The following is an 18,141-nucleotide window of genomic DNA, read 5'->3' on the forward strand; positions in this document are numbered from 1 at the left end:
TCAGGTCACCGCCCCACGAGACCGGTGCGGTTGATGAGCGTGTCCAGCGCCTGGTCGATGGCGCTCACCATGCGCGCCGCGGCGCTGTAGGCGTGCTGGAACGAGAGCATGTTGGTCATCTCCTCGTCGAGGTTGACCCCCGACACCGACTCGCGGGCGGCGTCGACCTGGGCCGACACCACCTGCTGGACCTCCAGGTCACGGGTGGCCACCGAGGACTGCACCCCGAGGGCGACCACCAGCTCGCGGTAGCCGGCGTCGAGGCCGTCCGTCTTCAGGCTCAGCTTGAACATCGCGTCGGCGTTCCTGCCGTCGGCGGCGACGGCGCCGCCGACGGTGGCCGGGTCGGTGCCCGAGGCGGCGAACCGCGTGGGGTCGGTCAGCCGCAGCGTCAGGTTCGCGGCGGTGACGGCGGTGCCGCCCGCGCCGTCGTCGAACAGCACGCCGCCGGGCGCGCCGGTGCTGTCGAACCCGGCCGCGTGCGCGGTGTTGAAGGTCGAGGCCAGCGACCGGGCGAACTCGTCGATCCGGCCGCGGTACGCGGGGATCGTGGAGGTGAGCGCGGTGAGCTGGCCGGCCGCCGTGCCGCCGGGGCGCAGCGTCGTGCCGCCCGGGGCGGTCTCCAGCCGCGGCGCGTCGGTCCCGACGCCGTCGGGGCCGGTCGACCCGGCCAGCCGGACGGCGATCGCCTCGCCGCCGGCGACCAGCGCGGTGCCGCCGACGGTCACGTCGACGACGCCGTCGGCCCGCGGGACGGCGACCGCGCCGACGGCCTCGGACAGCTTGACGACCAGCGCGTCGCGGCGGTCGGCGAGCTCGTTGGTCGGCAGCCCGGACAGGGTGGCCTGCCGGATCGCGACGTTGAGCTCGGCGATCGAGGCGGCCGAGGTGTTGACCTCGGTGACCAGCGCGGAGACACCGTCGCGGGTCTGGTCCCACTGCTGGTCGAGCGAGGCGCGGGTGGTGCGCACGCCGTCGGCGAGCGTGTCGAGGCGCTCGAGCACCTGGCTGCGCGAGGCGAGGGTGGTGGGCCGGGTGGACAGCTCCGACAGGCTCGACCAGACGTCGGCGAGCATGCTCTGGATGCCGCTGTCGCCGGGCTCGCGGAAGGCGTCCTCGACCCCGGACAGCGCGGCGCTCTCGGCGGCCAGCTGGGCGGTCTTGGACGTCTCCAGGTGGCCGCGGGCCTCCAGCAGCGCGTCGCGGACACGGCGCACCTGCTCGGAGTCCACGCCGCCGTCGACGGCGGTGCTCACCGAGTGCACCGCGGGGACGGCGGTGCCGCCCCGGGCCGACTGCTCGACGCGCTGGCGGGAGTAGCCGGCGGTGTTGACGTTGGCGATGTTCTGACCGGTGACGTCGAGGCCGCGCTGCGCGGCCCACAGCGCCGTCGACGCGGTGTTGAGGCCAGAGAAGGTGCTCACAGTGCTCCGTCCAGGGTGACCGCGCGGGTGGCCCCGTGCTCCGAGCGCCCGGTGGCGCCGTAGGTGCCGGCGGAGGGCTGCTGGCGCACCGACAGCAGCGCGTCGCCGATCGCGGACAGGCCGCCCTCGATCAGCTCGCGGTTGGCGTCGGAGAGGCTGCGCAGGTCGGTGACGAGGACCAGCAGGGCCTCGTGGTGCTTGGCCAGCAGGTCGTTCCACGGCGCCGGGGCGGCGTCGGCGAGCTGGCGCAGCGACGGGTTGACCCCGGTGCCCAGCCGCACGGCCAGCGCCTCGGTGGCGGCGGCCCGCTCGACCTCGAGGGTGCGCAGCTGGTCGAGCACGACCTCGATCTCGTGGGCGATGCGCGCCAGCCAGCGCGTCTTGCCCGACAGGATCAGGTACTGCTTCTCCTCCGCCTTGAACAGCAGCAGGTCGAGCAGCTCCTGCTCGCGCCACAGCAGCGTCGACAGGTGCTGGAAGTCCACGTCCGCCACCGCCTTCCCTCGTGTCCCGGCGGGGGTCCCCGCCGTCCGCGCTCTCGCGGTCAGACCGTCGGCAGCGGGCGACAGCCCCTCAAGCCGAGTTCCCAGGATTGGCAGGAGTTGTGCGTCCTCAGCAGGGCGGTCCCTGCCGAGAGAGGGACCGTGCCAGCTGCCCGCTCCCCGTTGCCCCCCGCCGCCGTGCGGCCCGAGGGCGTGCGCCCCGAGTCCGTGCGACCGGAGTCCGAGGTCGAGGCGATCGTCACCGAGCACCTGCCGCTGTGCTCCTTCGCGGTCAACGCGGTGGCCTCCCGCATCTCCCTGCCCGGCCACGTCAGCCGGGAGGACCTCCTCTCCTGCGCCAAGGTGGCGCTGGTGGAGGTGGCCCGCCGGTTCGACCCGTCGGCCGGCGCCACCTTCGCCACCTACGCGCTGCCCCGGCTGCAGGGCGCCGTCCTCGACGAGCTGCGCTCGGGCGACTGGGCCAGCCGCTCGGTGCGGGCCGCGGCCCGCCGCAGCGACGCCGCCGCCGACGCGCTGACCATCCGGCTGGGCCGCCCGCCCACGCGCGAGGAGCTCGCCGAGAGCCTGGGCGTGCGGCGCGAGGACCTCGAGGCGCTGCAGGTCGACGTGCACCGCGCCGTCATGGTCAGCATCGACGCCGAGACCGGCAGCGAGGGCGGCACGCTCGACCTGCCCGACCCGGGCGAGTCCCCCGAGCGCGCGGTGCTGCGCGGCGAGCGCGCCCGCTACCTGCAGGACGCCATCCGGGCCCTCCCCGACCGTCTCGACGAGGTCGTCGAGCGGAACTTCTTCGGCGGGGAGTCGCTCACCGACATCGCCGCCGACCTCGGCGTCACCCTCTCCCGCGTCTCGCAGATGCGCGCCCGCGCGCTGACCCTGCTGCACGCGGCGATGAGCGAGGTGTGGGAGGGCCGCGCCGTGCCCGCCGACGGCGGCGTGCGCGCCCGCAACCAGCAGCGCCTCTACGTCGACCGGGTGGCCGGCCGCGCCCCGGCCGAGCGCACCGCCCCGCCCATCCCCCGCCCCCGCGCGGGCTGGCAGGCGGCCTACGGCGCGGCCCGCCCCGCCTGAGCCGCACCGCTCCCCCGAGAGGACCCCCATGAGCCTGCGCTCGATCAAGCGCGTGTCCTTCTTCTGCCCCACGGAGCCCACCGGCGGGCCCGAGGCGATCCACCAGGCGAGCCAGGCGCTCAACGCGCAGGGCATGCCCAGCGACATCGTCTACGTGGGCAACGACTCCCACCTCGGCATGGAGAACGGGCGGATGACCTACCGCCCGCCGACGGTGAACCCGAGCCTGGAGGCGTTCCGCCGCTACGACCCGGTGGTCAGCCGGGGCGCGGTCATGCGCAAGCAGCACCTGATCGTGCTGCCGGAGGTGCACGCCGGGCACTTCGGCGTCTTCCGCGGCGCCAGCGTGGCGGTGTGGTGGCTGTCGGTCGACAACCTCTTCGTCGTCACCGACGAGTTCACCCGGCGTGCGCTGTTCTCGGCGACGACGGTGCGCCACTGGCACCAGAGCGCCTACGCCCAGGACTTCCTGCAGCGGCAGGGCATCCGCACGAGCACGCCGCTCGCGGACTACACGACGCCGGAGTTCACCGACCACGTGCCCACCGGGCCCAATCCGTCGGCGGTGATCGCCTACAACCCGGTCAAGGGCGCGGACCTGTCGTCGGCGTTCTTCTCCCAGCACCCCGAGCACCGGCCCGCACCGATCCAGGGGATGACGAAGGCGCAGATCGTCGAACTGCTCCGCGGCACCCGTGTCTACGTCGACTTCGGCCACCTGCCCGGCAAGGACCGGCTGCCCCGCGAGGCCGCGGCCAGCGGCGCGGTCGTCTTCGTCCGCCGCAAGGGCGCCGGCGCCTTCGCCGAGGACTTCCCCCTGCCGGACCTGTTCCGCTTCGACGACCGCGACGTCACCTCCGGCGAGCTCGCCCGCCGGGTGGCCGCCGTCCAGGCCGACCCGGCCGCCGCCTGGGCCGCCCAGGCCGACTACCGCCGCGGCGTCCTGGCCGAGCGCGACGACCTCCACGACCAGGTCGCCACCCTGATCGGCCGCCGCCGGGCGGCCTGACCGGCGCACCGCGGCCACGTCCCGGTGTGCCTCCCCCGCGGGAGGCGCACCGGGTCGTCGTCGTCCGGGCCCCGGATGACGACGAGGGGGCGGTCCCCGGTGCGCCGGGGACCGCCCCCTCGGGACGTGCGCTCGTCAGGAGACGGCCAGCACCTGCCGGCCGGCGCGGCTGCGGTGGTCGCGGGCCTGCCGCCACGCCGACGCCCACAGCTCGACGGTGTGGTCGGTGAGGTGGCGCGCCCGCACCGCCTCGCGGTCGCGCTCGGCCACCTCCCGGCGGAAGTCGGCGTCCTCGATGCCCCTGACCAGGTGGTTGGCCCAGTCACGGGGCCGCTTGGCGCGCATGCCGAGGCCCAGGCGCTCGTACTCCGCGCTCGGGGAGCGGACCGCGTACACGCCGCGGGCGGCGTACTCCATGACCTTGAGCCAGCTCTTGCTGGTGTTGAACCGGTCGATGCGCAGCGGGGCCACGCCGATGTCGAAGCGCTCCCCCACCGTGGCCAGGTAGCCGTCGACGTCCTGGACGAACGGGATCGTGTCCGGGTCCTCGGCCAGCCGCAGCAGCCCGCGGGCGTCGGTGGCCTGACCGAACACGGTGAAGCGGCTGCGGCCGGCGGTGCGGTCCAGGGCCTGCTGCAGCCCGGACTCCATCACCTGCAGGTCGTAGGGGTGCGACGCCGTCGACCCGGTCCAGCCGACGGTGAGCACCTCGGGCTCGCGCTCGTAGGCCGGCGGCAGCTGCATGACCCGGGGCGTGATGGCGTTGGGCACGACCATGCCGCGGCCGTGCGGCGCGTACTCCTGCAGCAGGGCCGGGGTGGAGACCGTGACGAAGTCGGCCTCCCGGGCGCACTGCGCCGCGATCTTGTCGACACCGCTGCGCACCAGCGCCGCGTGCCCGCGGTGGCCGAAGGGCACGGCCGAGAGCAGGTCGTCCATCTCCACGACGACGGCCACGCCCCGGGACTGCAGCATCCGCAGGCACTCGAGCATCGCCGTCGTCTTGGGCAGCTGGAGGACGACGACGTCGGCGTCGCGGGCGTCCACGTCCCCGACGGACAGCGTGGCGGAGCCGGGCCGCTGCACCATCGTGGTGGTCAGGCCGCGGACCACCTCGGTCTCCAGGCCGAGGCCGGCCTCGGCGACCGCCCGGGCCGGCTCGCTGATGCGGTAGTACAGCGAGCCCCGGAACAGGGTGTGGCTGAGCAGGATCTTCATGACGCGGACGTCCTCACTGCGCCGGGCGGTCCCCGGGACGCGGTCGCACCGCCGGCCGGGAGCGGAGCGCTCGCCGGCTGCGGACGGGGAGGGTCGGGGCGCGCCGGGAGGCCGGCCGTCGCCCGCTGTGCCGGCCACGATCGCACCGGCCGGCGCCCCGCCCCGTCCCCCGCCCGCGGACACGCCGTCGCCCGCTGCGGCGCGTCCTCCCGGCCCCCAGACGCCCCGGCCGCACCACCCGTCCCGTCCACGCGCCGACCCGCCGGGGGGAGTCCGGCGGAAAAACCGGCGGATTCGGGTCAAGCCGGGCCGCTCCCCCGCCGACAACCCCTGTGCAACACCCGCCAGCACGGATGCCAGCGGGTCCAGGAAGACCCCGTCCAAGGAGGATCACCATGGGTCTCAGCGTCAACAACAACATCGCCGCCTTCAACGCGTACCGGAACCTCTCGGTCACCGACACGCAGATGGGCAAGTCCCTCGAGAAGCTCTCCTCGGGCTACCGGATCAACCGCGCCGCCGACGACGCGGCCGGCCTGGCCATCTCCGAGGGCCTGCGCTCGCAGATCGGTGGCCTCAAGGTCGCCGTCCGCAACGCGCAGGACGGCATCTCGGTCGTGCAGACGGCGGAAGGTGCCCTCACCGAGGTCACCTCGATGCTCCAGCGCATGAACGACCTGTCGGTGCAGTACGCCAACGGCACCCAGAACGACGACTCGAAGGCCGCCATCACGGCCGAGTTCGACGCGCTGAAGGAGGAGATCGGCCGGATCCAGGACAACACCAAGTTCAACGGTGTCGCCCTGTTCGGTGGCGCCTCCGGTGCCTCCTTCCAGGTCGGCTACGCCAGCACCGACACCATCTCGGTGGACCTGTCCGCCAGCACCGACGTCAGCAGCCTGCAGGCGAGCGGCGGCAGCGACGCGGTCCAGGCGATCATCACGGACGTCTCCGAGGACCGTGCCGCGCTGGGTGCTCTGCAGAACCGGTTCGAGCACACCATCAACAACCTGAACGTCACCGTCGAGAACCTGACCGCTGCTGAGTCGCGCATCCGCGACACGGACATGGCCCAGGAGATGACCAACTTCTCCCGGACCCAGATCCTCACGCAGGCCGGGACCGCGATGCTGGCCCAGGCGAACCAGGCGTCGCAGGGCATCCTGCAGCTGCTGCGCTGATCCATCCGCACCACCAGCTCCACCCGGTGAGGGGGGTGGCCTCGGGCCACCCCCCTCACCGGCACATCCAGCCCTGACCCCACCCGTCCCGGAGGCACCGTCTTGGTCAGCGTCACCACCGGTCTGGTCTCCGGCCTGGACACCGGCAGCCTCATCGACTCGCTCATCGCGGTCGACGCGAACTCCCAGACGCTGCTCAAGAAGAAGCTCACCGCGGCCCAGGACGACGCCAAGGCCTACCGCGCCGTCAACACGAAGTTCGACGCGCTGCGCACCGCCGCCGAGGCGCTCGGGAAGGCCACCACCTGGGGCGCGGCCACCGCGACCAGCAGCTCGACCTCCGTCGTCGCCACCGCCTCCGCCGGCGCGTCGGCCGGCAGCACCACCTTCACCGTCGACCGGCTCGCCGCCCGCCACTCCGTGGCCACCACCGGCGCCTGGGACTCGACGAACGACCTCACGCTCACCATCGGGGACGCCGACGGCGACACCGCGGCCGTCGCGGTGACCGTCCCGGCCGGCACGACGCTCGCCGACGCCGTGAAGAAGATCAACGCCACCGCGGGCACGGGCGTGACCGCGAGCATCGTCAACAGCGAGGCCGGACAGCGCCTCCAGCTGACCGCCACCGCCTCCGGCCAGGACGGCCGGTTCACCGTCTCCGGCCTCGCCACCGGTGTCGTCAACGAGGGCGCCGACGCGAAGGTCACCATCGGCGGCACCGGCAGCCTCGACTTCTCGGCGACGTCGGCCACCAACACCTTCACCGACCTGGTGCCGGGCGTGACGCTCACCGTCAGCAAGGTCTCGACGGACGCCGTCACCGTCGACGTGGCCAGCGACCCGAAGGCCGTCTCGGCCGCGGTGCAGAAGCTGGTCACCGCCGCGAACGACGTGCTGAACAGCATCAAGAGCAGCACGAGCACGGCCACCGGCAGCACCGCCGTCCTCAAGGGCGACAGCACCCTGCGGGGCCTGGCCACCAAGGTCCTCGAGTCCGTCGGCCGGGCGATCGGGGCCGGTACCTCCGCCTCCGAGGTCGGCATCGAGCTCGACCGCTACGGCAACCTGACCTTCGACTCGACGCAGTTCGAGAAGGCCCTCGCCGCCGACCCCGCGCGCGCCCAGGCGATCGCCCACGGCAGCGGCACCGGCACGACCGCCGTCCCGGGCGTCGCCCAGCGGCTGCTCGCCGTCGTCAAGGAGGCCGGCGACAGCGTCAAGGGCTCCCTCGTCCTGAAGGCCAAGAGCAGCGACGACGCGGCCGCCGACCTGCAGGACCGCATCGAGGCGTGGGATCTCCGCCTCGAGTTGCGCCGCACCGCGCTCACCAAGCAGTTCACCGCCATGGAGACGGCGCTGAGCTCGCTGCAGAACCAGGCCTCCTGGTTGGCCTCGCAGCTCAAGAGCCTGCCCAGCTCGTCCTCCTGACCCTCCCCCGCAACCACCCCGACTCCCGGAACCAGGAGACGCCATGAGTGCCGCCGCCCTGCGCGCCCGCTACGTGGGTGACTCGGTCACCACCGCCTCCCCGCAGCAGCTGCTCGTCATGCTCTACGACCGGCTCGCGCTGGACCTCGAGCGGGCCTCCCAGGCCCTCGCCGCCGGCGACCGGCACGCTGCCGGCGAGCAGCTCCGGCACGCCCAGGACATCGTCTTCGAGCTGCGCAGCAGCCTCAAGGTCGAGGCCTGGGAGGGCGGCCCGCGCCTGGCCTCCCTCTACGCCTGGCTGATCACCGAGCTGACCACGGCCAACGTCAAGGGCGACCGCAACCGCGTCGAGTCCTGCCGCAAGGTCGTCGAGCCGCTGCGCGACGCCTGGCGGCAGGCCGCCGCGAGCCTGGCGGGCACCGCATGACCGCCGCGCGCTCCTCGGACGAGGACCGGCGCGCCGAGTGGGCGCAGGTCCTCGAGGAGATGGAGGGCGAGGTCCTCGACGCCGAGCGCTCCATCCGCGGTAACCGCGCCGAGGAGATCGCCGCGTGGGGCCGGCGCATGGAGGACTGGACGCCGCCCTCGATGCTCGGCCCGCTGCCCCTCGACCTCCGCGAGCGCGCGGCCCGGCTGCTGCAGCACCAGCTCGCCGTCGCCGAGGAACTCGTCGAGCGGATCACCCAGTCCCAGCGCCAGCGCGACGTCGCCGCCCGGATGGCCTACCGGCCCCGCCCGGTGGCCGCGTTCGTCGACCGGGCCCTCTGAGCGCCGGTCCCCGCACCGGCCGCACCCCACAGCACCCGACACGGCCGGGTCCGCCTCACGGCGGGCCCGGCCGTCGTCGTCCCCGGGCCAGGAGTCGCCTTCCGCGCGCGGACGGCGACCCGGGAGGCGGCGCCGCCCTCGTCCTGCTCGTCCGGCCCGTCCGCTCCCCGCGTCACACCCGTCACCCGCGCCACGCACGGTGGTCAAGGTGTCACGGTCCGCTGCCGATGACGCCCCTGCACGGACAGCACTGCTCTCGCCACGGATCGGCGGCCCCGCCCTCGCGCACGCGCGCGGGCTCCCCCGACGTACCCGGAGGCACCTCGTGTCCTGCCGCCCTGCCCGCCGGCGGTCCGCCCGATGATCAGCGACGTCACCATGACCACGCTGCACGCGGCGCTGACCGGCCTGGCGCAGCGCCAGCGCGTGACCGCGGACAACATCGCGAACGTCCAGACGCCCGGCTTCCTCGCCGGCCGCACGGACTTCGAGTCCTCGCTGCGCACCGAGCTGCGCCAGGGGAGGACGCCGACCGTCTCCGGCGGCTCCATCGCCCGCTCGCTCGAGCCCACCCGCGAGGACGGCAACAACGTGAACCTCGACAGCGAGACCGTCATCGCCACCGAGACCGGCCTGCGCTACCAGTTCGCGCTGACCGCCCTCGAGGGCAAGTACAACGGCCTGCGCACGGCCCTCCGGACGGCCTGACGTGTTCGACGGCCTCGACATCTCCGGGTCCGGACTGTCGGTCCACCGCCGCTGGCTGGACGCCGTCTCGGACAACATCGCGAACATCAACACGGTCAGCTCGACCGACGGCGAGGCCTTCCGCGAGCGCATGGTCGTCGCCCAGGCCGTCGACTACGGCTCCGGCGAGGGCGGCGTGCGCGTCGCCCGCGCCGAGTTCGGCGACGCCGAGGGCCGGCTCGTGTACGAGCCCGACCACCCGCTGGCCGACGACGAGGGCTACGTCCGCTACCCGGACATCGACCTCGGCGACCAGATGACCCAGATGATCATGGCCCAGCGCGGCTACCAGGCGAACCTCGCGGCCCTGGAGCGGGCGACCAACGCCTACCAGGCCGCGCTCCAGCTCGGGAAGGGCTGACCCGCATGACCTCCCCCATCGGCGGCGTCTCGCTGCCCACGTTCCCCGCCTTCGGCGCCCTCTCCGGCGTCGAGGCCGCCCAGGCCTCGCAGGCGGCGCAGGCCCCGCAGGCTGCGACCCAGGCCTCGGCCGACGGCTTCGCCGCGGCCCTCACCGGCGCGCTCGACGAGCTCGGGAGCCTGCAGTCGAACAAGGACGCCCTCGCCGTGCAGGCCGCCACCGGCGACCTGCGCGACGTGCACGACTACATGATCGCCGCCCAGGAGGCCTCCGTGGCCACCGAGATGGTCGTGACGATCAAGAACAAGGCCGTTGAGGCCTTCACCGAGATCATGAGGATGCCGGTCTGATGCCTGCCGCACTGGCGGGGCCGCTGGCGAAGGTGCGCAGCACCCTCGCCACGATCAGCCTGGGCCAGAAGGTCGTCATCGGCCTGCTGGTCGCCGGGCTGGCGCTCGGCGGCTTCTTCTTCTACCGCTGGATCACGACGCCGACCATGGCGCCGCTGTTCTCCAACCTGGCCTCGACCGACGCCTCGGCGATCGTCGACGAGCTCAACGCCGCCGGCGTCGCCTACGAGCTCGCCGACGGCGGCGGGACGATCATGGTCGCCAACGACCAGGTCTACGACCTGCGCCTGCGGATGAGCGGCCAGGGCCTGCCCGCCGGCTCGGACACCGGCTACGCGCTGCTCGACGAGCAGGGCATCACCACCAGCGAGTTCCAGCAGCAGGTGCAGTACCAGCGCGCCATCGAGGGCGAGCTGGCCAACACCCTCGAGGCGCTCGACGGCGTGCAGACCGCGGTCGTGCACGTCGCGCTGCCCGAGGACGAGGTGTTCGCCTCCGACGAGGGCGAGCCGACCGCCTCGGTGCTGCTGGACCTCAAGCCAGGCACCGACCTCTCGGGCGAGCAGATCCAGTCGATCACCAACCTGGTCTCCTCCAGCATCGAGGGCATGGCCCCCGAGCAGGTCACCGTCAGCGACTCGACGGGCAACCTGCTCTCGGCCGCCGGCCAGGGCGTCACCGCCGCCTCCGGCGACGCGCGCTCCCAGATGGAGACCGACTACGAGACCCGGCTGGCCGCCAACGCCCAGTCGATCCTCGACACCGTCCTCGGCCGCGGCAACGCCCGCGTCTCCGTGCGCGCCGACCTGGACATGTCGCAGCGCGACAGCACCGCGACCAGCTACCAGTACACCGAGGGCACGCCGCCGATCAGCGAGCAGACCTCCACCGAGCAGTACACCGGCGACGGCACCGCGGTCGGCGGCGTCCTGGGCCCGGAGAACACCGCCGACGCCGCGAACGGCACCGGCGGCGGCAACTCCACCTACTCGACCGAGAGCACCACGGCCAACAACGCCGTCGGCCAGACCGTCGAGAACACCGTGACCGCGCCCGGCGAGGTCAACCGGCTCACCGTCGCCGTCGTCCTGAACGACACGGTGGCCGGCGGCCTCAACACCGCGCAGATCCAGAACCTCGTCGGCAACGCCGTCGGCCTCGACCAGGCCCGCGGTGACGCGATCAGCGTCGCCTCGCTGCAGTTCGACACCAGCGCCGCCGACGCCGCGGCCGCCGAGATGACGGCGGCCCGCGAGGCCGAGCAGCAGGCGCAGATGTGGTCGCTCATCAAGACCGGCGGCATCGCGCTCGGCATCGCCCTCCTCGTGCTCGTCGTCTGGCTGCGCTCGCGCCGCGGCCGCGACGACGAGGAGGACGAGGACGACGAGCCGCTCGAGCTCGACGACGGCCTGATGGCCGAGCTGGAGCGCCTGCGCGTCGCCAGCTCCCGCGACGACACCGCCGTCCTGGACAACCGGGCCCTGGAGCTGGAGGCCGCCGAGCGCCAGCGCGTACGAGGGGAGATCTCGACCATGGTCAGCGAACGACCCGACGAGGTGGCGCAGATGCTGCGCGGTTGGCTGAGTGACGTGAAGTGACGCTGGCCAGTGTCGAGCCGCTGGTGGGCGCGGGCGGGACCAACCTGCCCGCCCTGCCGGCCAAGCCCTCCCGCCCGGAGCTGCCGGGCCTGCGCAAAGCCGCGGTCTTCCTCGCCCAGATGAGCAAGGACGAGGCCGGCCTGCTGCTGTCGAAGCTGCGCCCCCGCGAGGTCGAGGCGCTCACCCGCGAGATCATGAAGCTCGGGTCGGTGGAGCCCGAGGACGTCGACGGCGTCCTCACCGAGTTCCACCAGCTGATGAACGCCCAGCGCTTCGTCGGCCGCGGCGGCGTCGACTTCGCCCGCGAGATCCTCGCGGCGGGCCTCGGCGAGGACAAGGCCGAGGGCATCCTCGCCCGGCTCAACGTCGTCTACACCGAGGTCCCGTTCGCCTCGCTGCGCAACGCCGACGTCCGCCAGCTGGTCACCTTCCTCAAGGACGAGCACCCGCAGGTCATCGCGCTGGTGCTCGCCCACCTGTCGGCCGCGCAGTCGGCCGAGGTGCTGTCGGGTTTCTCCCCCGAGCAGCAGGCCGAGGTGGCCCACCGCATCGCCACGATGGACCGCACCTCCCCGGAGATGGTGCGCCTGGTCGAGGAGGAGCTGGGCCGGCGCATGGGCTCGCTGCTCGCCCACCAGGACATGTCCACCGTCGGCGGCGTCGAGACCCTCGTCGAGATCATCAACCGCTCGCCGCGGCCCACCGAGCGCTCGATCCTCGAGTGGCTCGACAGCTCCGACCCCGAGCTGGCCGAGCAGGTGCGCGCGCAGATGTTCGTCTTCGAGGACATCACCACCATCGACGACCGCTCGATGCAGCTGGTGCTGCGCGAGGTCGAGGCCAACGACCTGGCCACCGCGCTCAAGGGCGTGCGCCCCGACGTGCGGGACAAGGTCGTGCGGAACCTCTCCGAGCGCGCCGCCGAGAACCTCGCCGAGGAGATCGAGCTGCTCGGCCCGGTCCGCGCCCGCACGGTCGAGGAGGCCCAGGGCAAGATCGTCGCGGTCATCCGCACGCTCGAGGAGCAGGGCGTGCTGACCATCTCGCGTGGCGGGGACGATGAGTTCGTCGCCTGAGCGACGCGAGTCGGTGCTGCTGCGCGGGGCCTCGGCCAGCGCGGCGGCCCCGTACCGCTCGGTCGCGGGGACCACGGTCCCGCCGCGTCCCCGGTCGGCCCCCCCGCAACCGGCCGGCCCCTCCCCCGTCGTCGCCACCGCCCCCGAGGTCGTGGTCGAGCGGCGGCAGGCGCCCCGGCGCGCCGCCGACGTGCCGGTGCCCAACGGCCGCGGCGTGCTGCGGCTCGGCGACGTCTACGCCGAGGAGCTCGCCCGGCTGCGCGCGTTCGCGCACGACGAGGGCTACGGGGCCGGACACGCCGCCGGCGTCGCCGCGGCCGCCGACGTCGTCGCGCAGGCCGAGGCCGAGGCCGCCGCGCGGCTGGCCGACGTCCAGGCCCGGTGGGAGCGCCGGATGGCCTCGGCGACGGCGGCGCTCGGTGCCGCCGTCGCCGCCCTCGACGCCGCCGCGGTGCCCACCGCCGACGACGTCCGCGACACCCTGGTCGACGGCGTGCTGACCCTGGTCGAGGAGCTGCTCGGCCGCGAGCTGTCGGCCACCACCACCGCCGGCGTCGACGCCATGCGCCGCGCGCTCACCCTCCTGCCCGCCGACGCCCCCGCGGTGGTCCGGCTGCACCCCGACGACCTCGCCGAGGTCCCGCCGCACGCGCTCGCCGCCCTCCCGCCGTCGGTCACGGTCGTCGGCGACGACGCCGTCGAGCGCGCCGGTGCCGTCGCCGAGTGCGGGCCGCGCCGCGTGGACGCGCAGCTGTCGACGGCACTGGCCCGGGTGCGGGCGGTCCTCTCCGGCGGCGGTCCCGCGTGAGCGTCGCCGCGCTGGTCGAGCGGGCGCGGCTGGCCGCCCGCCCCCAGCTCACCGGCTCCGTCGTCGGCGCCATGGGGCTCACGCTCACCGTCGAGGGCGTCGTCGGGGCCGTCGGCGACCTGGTCGAGGTCGGCTCCGGCCTGCTCGCCGAGGTCGTCGCCGTCTCCCGCGACCGGCTGACCTGCATGCCGCTGGGCGAGATCTCCGGCGTGCACGCCGGCGCGCCGGTGCGCACCACCGGCATGCCGCTGCAGGTGCCCGTCGGCGAGGCGCTGCTCGGCCGGGTGCTCGACGGCCTGGGCCGCCCGGTCGACGGGCACGGCCCGCTCGGCGCCGGCAGGTCCGGCGACCTGGACTGGGTCGACCTCGCCAGCGAGACCCCGCACGCGCTCTCGCGCCGCCGGGTCGAGGAGCCGCTGCCGGTCGGCGTCCGCGCGCTGGACACCCTCGTGCCGGTCGGCAAGGGCCAGCGACTGGGCATCTTCGCCGGCTCCGGCGTCGGGAAGTCGACCCTGCTCGCGCAGATCACCCGCGGCACCGAGGCCGACGTCCGGGTCATCGGGCTGATCGGCGAGCGCGGCCGCGAGGTCAAGGAGTTCCTCGAGGAGAACCTCGGGCCCGAGGGCATGGCGCGCACCGTCGTCGTCGTGGCCACCTCCGACGAGCCGCCGCTGGTGCGCCTCAAGGCCGCGTTCGTGGCCACGCGCATCGCCGAGGGCTTCCGCGACCAGGGCCGCGACGTCCTGCTGCTCATGGACTCGATCACCCGCACGGCGATGGCCCAGCGCGAGGTCGGCCTGTCCGCGGGCGAGCCCCCCGCCACGCGCGGCTACCCGCCGAGCGTGTTCGCGATGATGCCGCGGCTGCTGGAGAAGGCCGGCCCCGGCGCGACCGGGTCGATCACCGGCCTCTACACCGTGCTCGTCGAGGGCGACGACCACAACGAGCCCATCGCCGACACCGCCCGCTCGATCCTCGACGGGCACGTCGTGCTCACCCGCAGGCTCGCCACCGCCGGCCACTTCCCCGCGATCGACGTGCTCGAGTCGATCTCCCGCGTGGCCGGGGCGGTCACCGCGCCGGCCCGGATGACCGACGCCCGGGAGATGCGCCGCCTCATGGGCGCGCTGCGCGACGTCAAGGAGCTCGTGGAGATCGGCGCCTACCAGGCCGGCAGCGACCCGCTGGTCGACCGCGCCCGGCTGCTCTCCCCCGCGATCGACGCCTTCCTGCGCCAGGCGCTGGAGGACAGCACCTCCCCCGACGACGCCTGGGCGATGCTGCACCGGCTCGTGACCGCGGCCTGACGTGGGCAAGCGCGCGGCCTTCCGCCTCGAGCCGGTCCTGCGGATGCGCGCCGCTGCCGAGGAGGCGGCCTCCCGCGCGGCTGCCGAGGCCGGCGCCGCCGCCCGCGAGGCCGCCCGCCGCGCCGAGGAGCAGGCGGCGGCCCTGGCCGGCCGGGTGCCGCCCGCCTCGGCGCCCGCACCGGTCTTCCTCGCCGCGATGGTCGCATCGGCCGCCGCGGCTGCCGATGTAGCTGCTGCACGGTCGACGGCGCAGGCCTCGGCCGAGCAGGCGGAGCTGCTCCGGCAGCGCTGGACCGCCGCCGCCCAGGAGACCCGGGCGCTGGAGAAGCTGCGCGAGCGGCACCTCCTGGCGCTGCGGGCCGCCGAGGCCGCCGCCGAGGAGCGCGCGGTCGACGACCTGGTGACGCGCCGGCACTCGGTGCGCACCACGACCGGGCACGACGACTGACGACCGGGCACGACGAGCAGGGAGGAGGGACCGTGGACGGTCTGACCGCGGTGCACAGCCGCATCGCCGAGATCCAGAACCGGATCCTCACCCTCGCCTCGGCGTCCCCGACCTCGACGTCGGCCGCCCTGTCCTCCCAGTGGGCCTCCGCCGCCTCCGCCGCAGGCCTCACCGGCACCTCCGCCGCCGCCACCACCGGGACGACGGCGACCGCCGGCAGCGGCCTGGAGTCACAGGTGGTCGCCGCCGCCCAGCGCTACCTCGGCGTCCCCTACGCGTGGGGCGGCACCGACCCGTCGGTGGGCCTGGACTGCTCGGGCCTCGTGCAGCGGGTGTACGCCGACCTCGGCATCGACCTGCCGCGCACCAGCTCCCAGCAGGCGACCGCCGGCACCGCCGTCGCCGGCCTCGCCGAGGCGCGGCCCGGCGACCTCGTCTTCTTCGACCACTCGTCGTCGCGGCCGGGCATCGACCACGTCGGCATCTACATCGGCAACGGGAAGATGATCGCCGCGCCGCAGGCCGGCCAGGCCGTGCAGGTGCAGGACGTCGGCTCGCCGTCGGTCATCCGCCGCGTGCTGCCCGCGCCCGCCGCCGCGGCCCCCGCGGGTGCGGTGTCCGGCGCCGGTCTCGCCGGCGTCCCGTACGCCGACCTGTTCACCGCCGCCGGCGCCCGCCACGGCGTCGACCCGGCGCTGCTCGCCGGGGTGGCCGAGGTGGAGTCCGGCTTCGACTCCTCCGCGGTCTCCTCCGCCGGCGCCACCGGCCTCATGCAGTTCATGCCGGCGACCGCCGCCGGCCTCGGCGTCAACGCGTCGGACCCGGCGTCGTCCATCGACGGCGCGGCCCGCTACCTGCGCCAGCTCACCGACCGCTTCGGCTCCACCGACCTCGCGCTGGCCGCCTACAACGCCGGGCCCGGGACGGTGAGCCGGTACGGCGGCATCCCGCCGTACGCGGAGACCCAGTCCTACGTCCGCAAGGTCACCAGCGCCGCGGAGGCCTACTCATGACCGCTCCTGCCCTGACCGCCGCCCTGCCCGCGGCGGCGCGCCAGCCCTCCGCCGCCCCGGCCGGCCCGTCGTCGGGCGCGGACTTCGCCTCCGCGCTCGACAGCGCGGTCGGCGGCCGCGGCCCCGTGGCCCGCGGCCCGGTCGACCGGGGCCCCGTCGATCGGGGTGAGGACCGCGGCCCGGTCCGCCGCGGTCCCGTCGACCGCGGCCGGCCCGACCGCGAGCCCGCCGACGGCACCCCCGCCGAGGAGGGGACCGACGACGCCGCCGCGGACGCGGCCGCCGCCGACCCGGCGCCCGGCGTCCCGGTGGCCGGCCTCCCCGCCGGCTGGGCGCTCGCGCTGGCGCTGGGCGTGCCGGCGACCGCTCCCGGCCACGTCACGGCCGCCGCCCCGGACGCCGCCCTGCCCGGCGCACTCCCCGGTGGCGTCGTCCCCGGTGCAGTCCTCCCCGGCGCACTCCCCGGTGCCGTCGCGCCCGGCGCCGTGCCGGCCGAGGTCCCCGCCCTCCCGGCCGCGCCGTCCGCCGCGACACCGGCCGCCCCCGCCGTCCCGTCCCCCGGGGCGGCCGGCCCGGCCGCCCCGGCCGCTGCCGCCGTCCCGGCCGCTCTCGCCGCCGTGCTGCCCGCGGGCCTCGTCGTCGTCACCGCCGATGCCGCCGCTGCCGACGACGCCGCACCGGCCACCGCCCTGCCCGCCGCCGCCGCCGGCCCGGCCGTCCCCGCCCTCCCGGTCGCCCCGGGAGGCGGGGACGCGGGCACCGGCCCCGGCGGCGGCGACCCGCACGCCCGCCCGGGCGAGACCACGTCGGCCGCGCCGGCCGCCCCGAGCGCCGCACCGGCGCCCGCACCGGCCGTCGTCGCGCCGGTCGCGGCGGCCCGCGCCGAGGCCCCCGCCCCGCCGGTCGCCGCCCAGCTCGCCCCCACCGTCGCCACGCTGGCCGCCCGGCCGGACGGCGCGCACACGATGACGCTGGTGCTCACGCCCGAGACGCTCGGTCCGGTCGAGGTCCGGGTGACGGTGCACAACGGCACCGTCGACCTCAGCCTGCGCGGCGCCTCCGACGCGGGCCGCGCCGCGCTGCTCGACGCCCTGCCCGACCTGCGCCGCGACCTCGAGGCCTCCGGGCTCACCTGCTCGAAGGTGCAGGTCGACCGCGAGCAGGCCGGCTCGGGCCAGTCCCAGGCGCAGGCCGGCTGGCAGCAGGCCCAGCAGCAGGCCCAGGAGCGCGGCGAGCGGCAAGGCCGCGGGCAGGGCCCCGGCGAGGACGCCGGCCGCCCCTGGCTGCGCACCGACCCCGACGGGAGCCGACCGGCTGCCGCCACCGACTCCCCCACGTCGAGCTCCCTCGACGTCCGGGCCTGAGAGGAGCCGACGATGACCGATCCCGTGGGCGGCGTGGGCTCGAGCCCCGCCACGTACGGTGCGTCGACGTCCGTGGACCGCAAGGACCAGATGGGCAAGGACACGTTCCTGCAGCTGCTGGTCGCCCAGATGCGCTACCAGGACCCCAGCAACCCCACGAGCACGACCGAGTTCATGTCGCAGACGGCGACGTTCACGCAGGTCGAGAAGCTCTCGGAGATCGCGAGCCAGAACGCCTCGCTGCTGTCCCTGCAGCGCTCGCTGTCGGCCGGCGCGCTCGTCGGGCACGCGGTCAGCTGGACCGCCGAGGACGGCACCACGCAGACCGGGACGGTCTCCTCGGTCCGCTTCGGCGACGACGAGCCGACCGCCGTCGTCGGGGGCCAGGAGGTCCCCTTCGGCCGCCTCACCGAGATCTCCGTGCCGGCCTGACCGGCCCATCCCCCGCTCTCCCCCCTCCCGAG

The 18,141-nt window shown here is 75.0% G+C and carries 20 protein-coding genes; 17 read left to right on the top strand and 3 right to left on the bottom strand.

Translation table 11 applies throughout. The annotated features are described in order from the left end of the window. Positions 1-5: 5 nt before the first annotated feature. Positions 6-1,424: a flagellar hook-associated protein FlgK gene (flgK, locus tag ACI79X_RS00390; RefSeq protein ID WP_457023437.1), complete on the bottom strand. Its 1,419-nt coding sequence runs from the start codon at positions 1,422-1,424 to the stop codon at positions 6-8. Continuing rightward, complete coding sequence (locus ACI79X_RS00395) at positions 1,421-1,918, bottom strand: flagellar protein FlgN (RefSeq protein WP_336032804.1); 498 nt, start codon at positions 1,916-1,918, stop codon at positions 1,421-1,423. The genes flgK and ACI79X_RS00395 overlap by 4 nt, the downstream gene beginning before the upstream one ends. Before the next feature lie 216 nt (positions 1,919-2,134). Between ACI79X_RS00395 and ACI79X_RS00400 the strand changes: the two genes are divergently transcribed. Beyond that, on the top strand, positions 2,135-2,998 hold the full coding sequence (locus ACI79X_RS00400) for a sigma-70 family RNA polymerase sigma factor (RefSeq protein WP_457023438.1): 864 nt from the start codon (positions 2,135-2,137) through the stop codon (positions 2,996-2,998). Positions 2,999-3,026: 28 nt separating this feature from the next. Beyond that, the gene (locus ACI79X_RS00405) at positions 3,027-4,007 is read left to right on the top strand and encodes a hypothetical protein (protein WP_457023439.1); all 981 of its coding nucleotides are present in this window, start codon (positions 3,027-3,029) and stop codon (positions 4,005-4,007) included. 135 nt (positions 4,008-4,142) lie between these two features. Here the strand turns inward: ACI79X_RS00405 and ACI79X_RS00410 are convergent, their stop codons facing one another. After that, the gene (locus ACI79X_RS00410; RefSeq protein ID WP_457023440.1) at positions 4,143-5,225 is read right to left on the bottom strand and encodes a glycosyltransferase family protein; all 1,083 of its coding nucleotides are present in this window, start codon (positions 5,223-5,225) and stop codon (positions 4,143-4,145) included. 395 nt (positions 5,226-5,620) lie between these two features. Here ACI79X_RS00410 and ACI79X_RS00415 point away from each other — a divergent pair, with 395 nt between their 5' ends. The 15 genes from ACI79X_RS00415 (at position 5,621) to ACI79X_RS00485 (ending at position 18,109) form a co-directional block, all read left to right on the top strand. Next, positions 5,621-6,406, top strand: a complete 786-nt coding sequence (locus ACI79X_RS00415; protein WP_457023441.1) for a flagellin N-terminal helical domain-containing protein — start codon at positions 5,621-5,623, stop codon at positions 6,404-6,406. 102 nt (positions 6,407-6,508) lie between these two features. Next, positions 6,509-7,837 carry a flagellar filament capping protein FliD gene (gene fliD / locus ACI79X_RS00420; protein ID WP_457023442.1) on the top strand — a complete coding sequence of 443 codons (1,329 nt, stop codon included), beginning with the start codon at positions 6,509-6,511 and terminating at the stop codon, positions 7,835-7,837. A 43-nt stretch (positions 7,838-7,880) separates the two neighbouring features. Then, positions 7,881-8,264, top strand: a complete 384-nt coding sequence (gene fliS / locus ACI79X_RS00425; protein WP_457023443.1) for a flagellar export chaperone FliS — start codon at positions 7,881-7,883, stop codon at positions 8,262-8,264. After that, on the top strand, positions 8,261-8,605 hold the full coding sequence (locus tag ACI79X_RS00430; protein WP_457023444.1) for a hypothetical protein: 345 nt from the start codon (positions 8,261-8,263) through the stop codon (positions 8,603-8,605). The genes fliS and ACI79X_RS00430 overlap by 4 nt, the downstream gene beginning before the upstream one ends. Before the next feature lie 360 nt (positions 8,606-8,965). Beyond that, positions 8,966-9,313: a flagellar basal body rod protein FlgB gene (gene flgB / locus ACI79X_RS00435; protein ID WP_457023445.1), complete on the top strand. Its 348-nt coding sequence runs from the start codon at positions 8,966-8,968 to the stop codon at positions 9,311-9,313. Between the two features lies 1 nt (position 9,314). Then, the gene (gene flgC, locus ACI79X_RS00440; RefSeq protein WP_457023446.1) at positions 9,315-9,713 is read left to right on the top strand and encodes a flagellar basal body rod protein FlgC; all 399 of its coding nucleotides are present in this window, start codon (positions 9,315-9,317) and stop codon (positions 9,711-9,713) included. 5 nt (positions 9,714-9,718) lie between these two features. After that, positions 9,719-10,063 carry a flagellar hook-basal body complex protein FliE gene (fliE, locus tag ACI79X_RS00445; RefSeq protein ID WP_457023447.1) on the top strand — a complete coding sequence of 115 codons (345 nt, stop codon included), beginning with the start codon at positions 9,719-9,721 and terminating at the stop codon, positions 10,061-10,063. Further along, positions 10,063-11,661, top strand: a complete 1,599-nt coding sequence (fliF, locus tag ACI79X_RS00450; protein WP_457023448.1) for a flagellar basal-body MS-ring/collar protein FliF — start codon at positions 10,063-10,065, stop codon at positions 11,659-11,661. The genes fliE and fliF overlap by 1 nt, the downstream gene beginning before the upstream one ends. Continuing rightward, the gene (gene fliG, locus ACI79X_RS00455; RefSeq protein WP_457023449.1) at positions 11,658-12,737 is read left to right on the top strand and encodes a flagellar motor switch protein FliG; all 1,080 of its coding nucleotides are present in this window, start codon (positions 11,658-11,660) and stop codon (positions 12,735-12,737) included. Before fliF ends, fliG begins: the two co-directional genes overlap by 4 nt. After that, positions 12,721-13,545: a FliH/SctL family protein gene (locus tag ACI79X_RS00460; RefSeq protein WP_457023450.1), complete on the top strand. Its 825-nt coding sequence runs from the start codon at positions 12,721-12,723 to the stop codon at positions 13,543-13,545. The genes fliG and ACI79X_RS00460 overlap by 17 nt, the downstream gene beginning before the upstream one ends. Then, positions 13,542-14,852 carry a FliI/YscN family ATPase gene (locus ACI79X_RS00465; protein WP_457023451.1) on the top strand — a complete coding sequence of 437 codons (1,311 nt, stop codon included), beginning with the start codon at positions 13,542-13,544 and terminating at the stop codon, positions 14,850-14,852. The genes ACI79X_RS00460 and ACI79X_RS00465 overlap by 4 nt, the downstream gene beginning before the upstream one ends. A gap of 1 nt (position 14,853) precedes the next feature. After that, complete coding sequence (locus ACI79X_RS00470) at positions 14,854-15,300, top strand: flagellar FliJ family protein (protein ID WP_457023452.1); 447 nt, start codon at positions 14,854-14,856, stop codon at positions 15,298-15,300. A gap of 32 nt (positions 15,301-15,332) precedes the next feature. Further along, positions 15,333-16,313 carry an NlpC/P60 family protein gene (locus ACI79X_RS00475; RefSeq protein WP_457023453.1) on the top strand — a complete coding sequence of 327 codons (981 nt, stop codon included), beginning with the start codon at positions 15,333-15,335 and terminating at the stop codon, positions 16,311-16,313. Beyond that, complete coding sequence (locus ACI79X_RS00480) at positions 16,310-17,677, top strand: flagellar hook-length control protein FliK (RefSeq protein WP_457023454.1); 1,368 nt, start codon at positions 16,310-16,312, stop codon at positions 17,675-17,677. The genes ACI79X_RS00475 and ACI79X_RS00480 overlap by 4 nt, the downstream gene beginning before the upstream one ends. 12 nt (positions 17,678-17,689) lie before the next feature. Continuing rightward, positions 17,690-18,109, top strand: coding sequence for a flagellar hook assembly protein FlgD (locus ACI79X_RS00485; protein ID WP_457023455.1), 420 nt, complete (start codon positions 17,690-17,692; stop codon positions 18,107-18,109). Positions 18,110-18,141 lie beyond the last annotated feature (32 nt).

The sequence above is a fragment of the Geodermatophilus sp. SYSU D01119 genome, from assembly GCF_054049975.1.

What these genes read in the sequence shown, in the direction of transcription:
- ACI79X_RS00405 (WP_457023439.1), top strand. Translation starts at nt 3,027, where the DNA reads ATGAGCCTGCGCTCGATCAAGCGCGTGTCCTTCTTCTGCCCCACGGAG.
- ACI79X_RS00410 (WP_457023440.1), bottom strand. Translation starts at nt 5,225, where the DNA reads ATGAAGATCCTGCTCAGCCACACCCTGTTCCGGGGCTCGCTGTACTAC.
- ACI79X_RS00415 (WP_457023441.1), top strand. Translation starts at nt 5,621, where the DNA reads ATGGGTCTCAGCGTCAACAACAACATCGCCGCCTTCAACGCGTACCGG.
- fliS (WP_457023443.1), top strand. Translation starts at nt 7,881, where the DNA reads ATGAGTGCCGCCGCCCTGCGCGCCCGCTACGTGGGTGACTCGGTCACC.
- ACI79X_RS00430 (WP_457023444.1), top strand. Translation starts at nt 8,261, where the DNA reads ATGACCGCCGCGCGCTCCTCGGACGAGGACCGGCGCGCCGAGTGGGCG.
- flgB (WP_457023445.1), top strand. Translation starts at nt 8,966, where the DNA reads ATGATCAGCGACGTCACCATGACCACGCTGCACGCGGCGCTGACCGGC.
- fliE (WP_457023447.1), top strand. Translation starts at nt 9,719, where the DNA reads ATGACCTCCCCCATCGGCGGCGTCTCGCTGCCCACGTTCCCCGCCTTC.
- fliF (WP_457023448.1), top strand. Translation starts at nt 10,063, where the DNA reads ATGCCTGCCGCACTGGCGGGGCCGCTGGCGAAGGTGCGCAGCACCCTC.
- ACI79X_RS00460 (WP_457023450.1), top strand. Translation starts at nt 12,721, where the DNA reads ATGAGTTCGTCGCCTGAGCGACGCGAGTCGGTGCTGCTGCGCGGGGCC.
- ACI79X_RS00480 (WP_457023454.1), top strand. Translation starts at nt 16,310, where the DNA reads ATGACCGCTCCTGCCCTGACCGCCGCCCTGCCCGCGGCGGCGCGCCAG.
- ACI79X_RS00485 (WP_457023455.1), top strand. Translation starts at nt 17,690, where the DNA reads ATGACCGATCCCGTGGGCGGCGTGGGCTCGAGCCCCGCCACGTACGGT.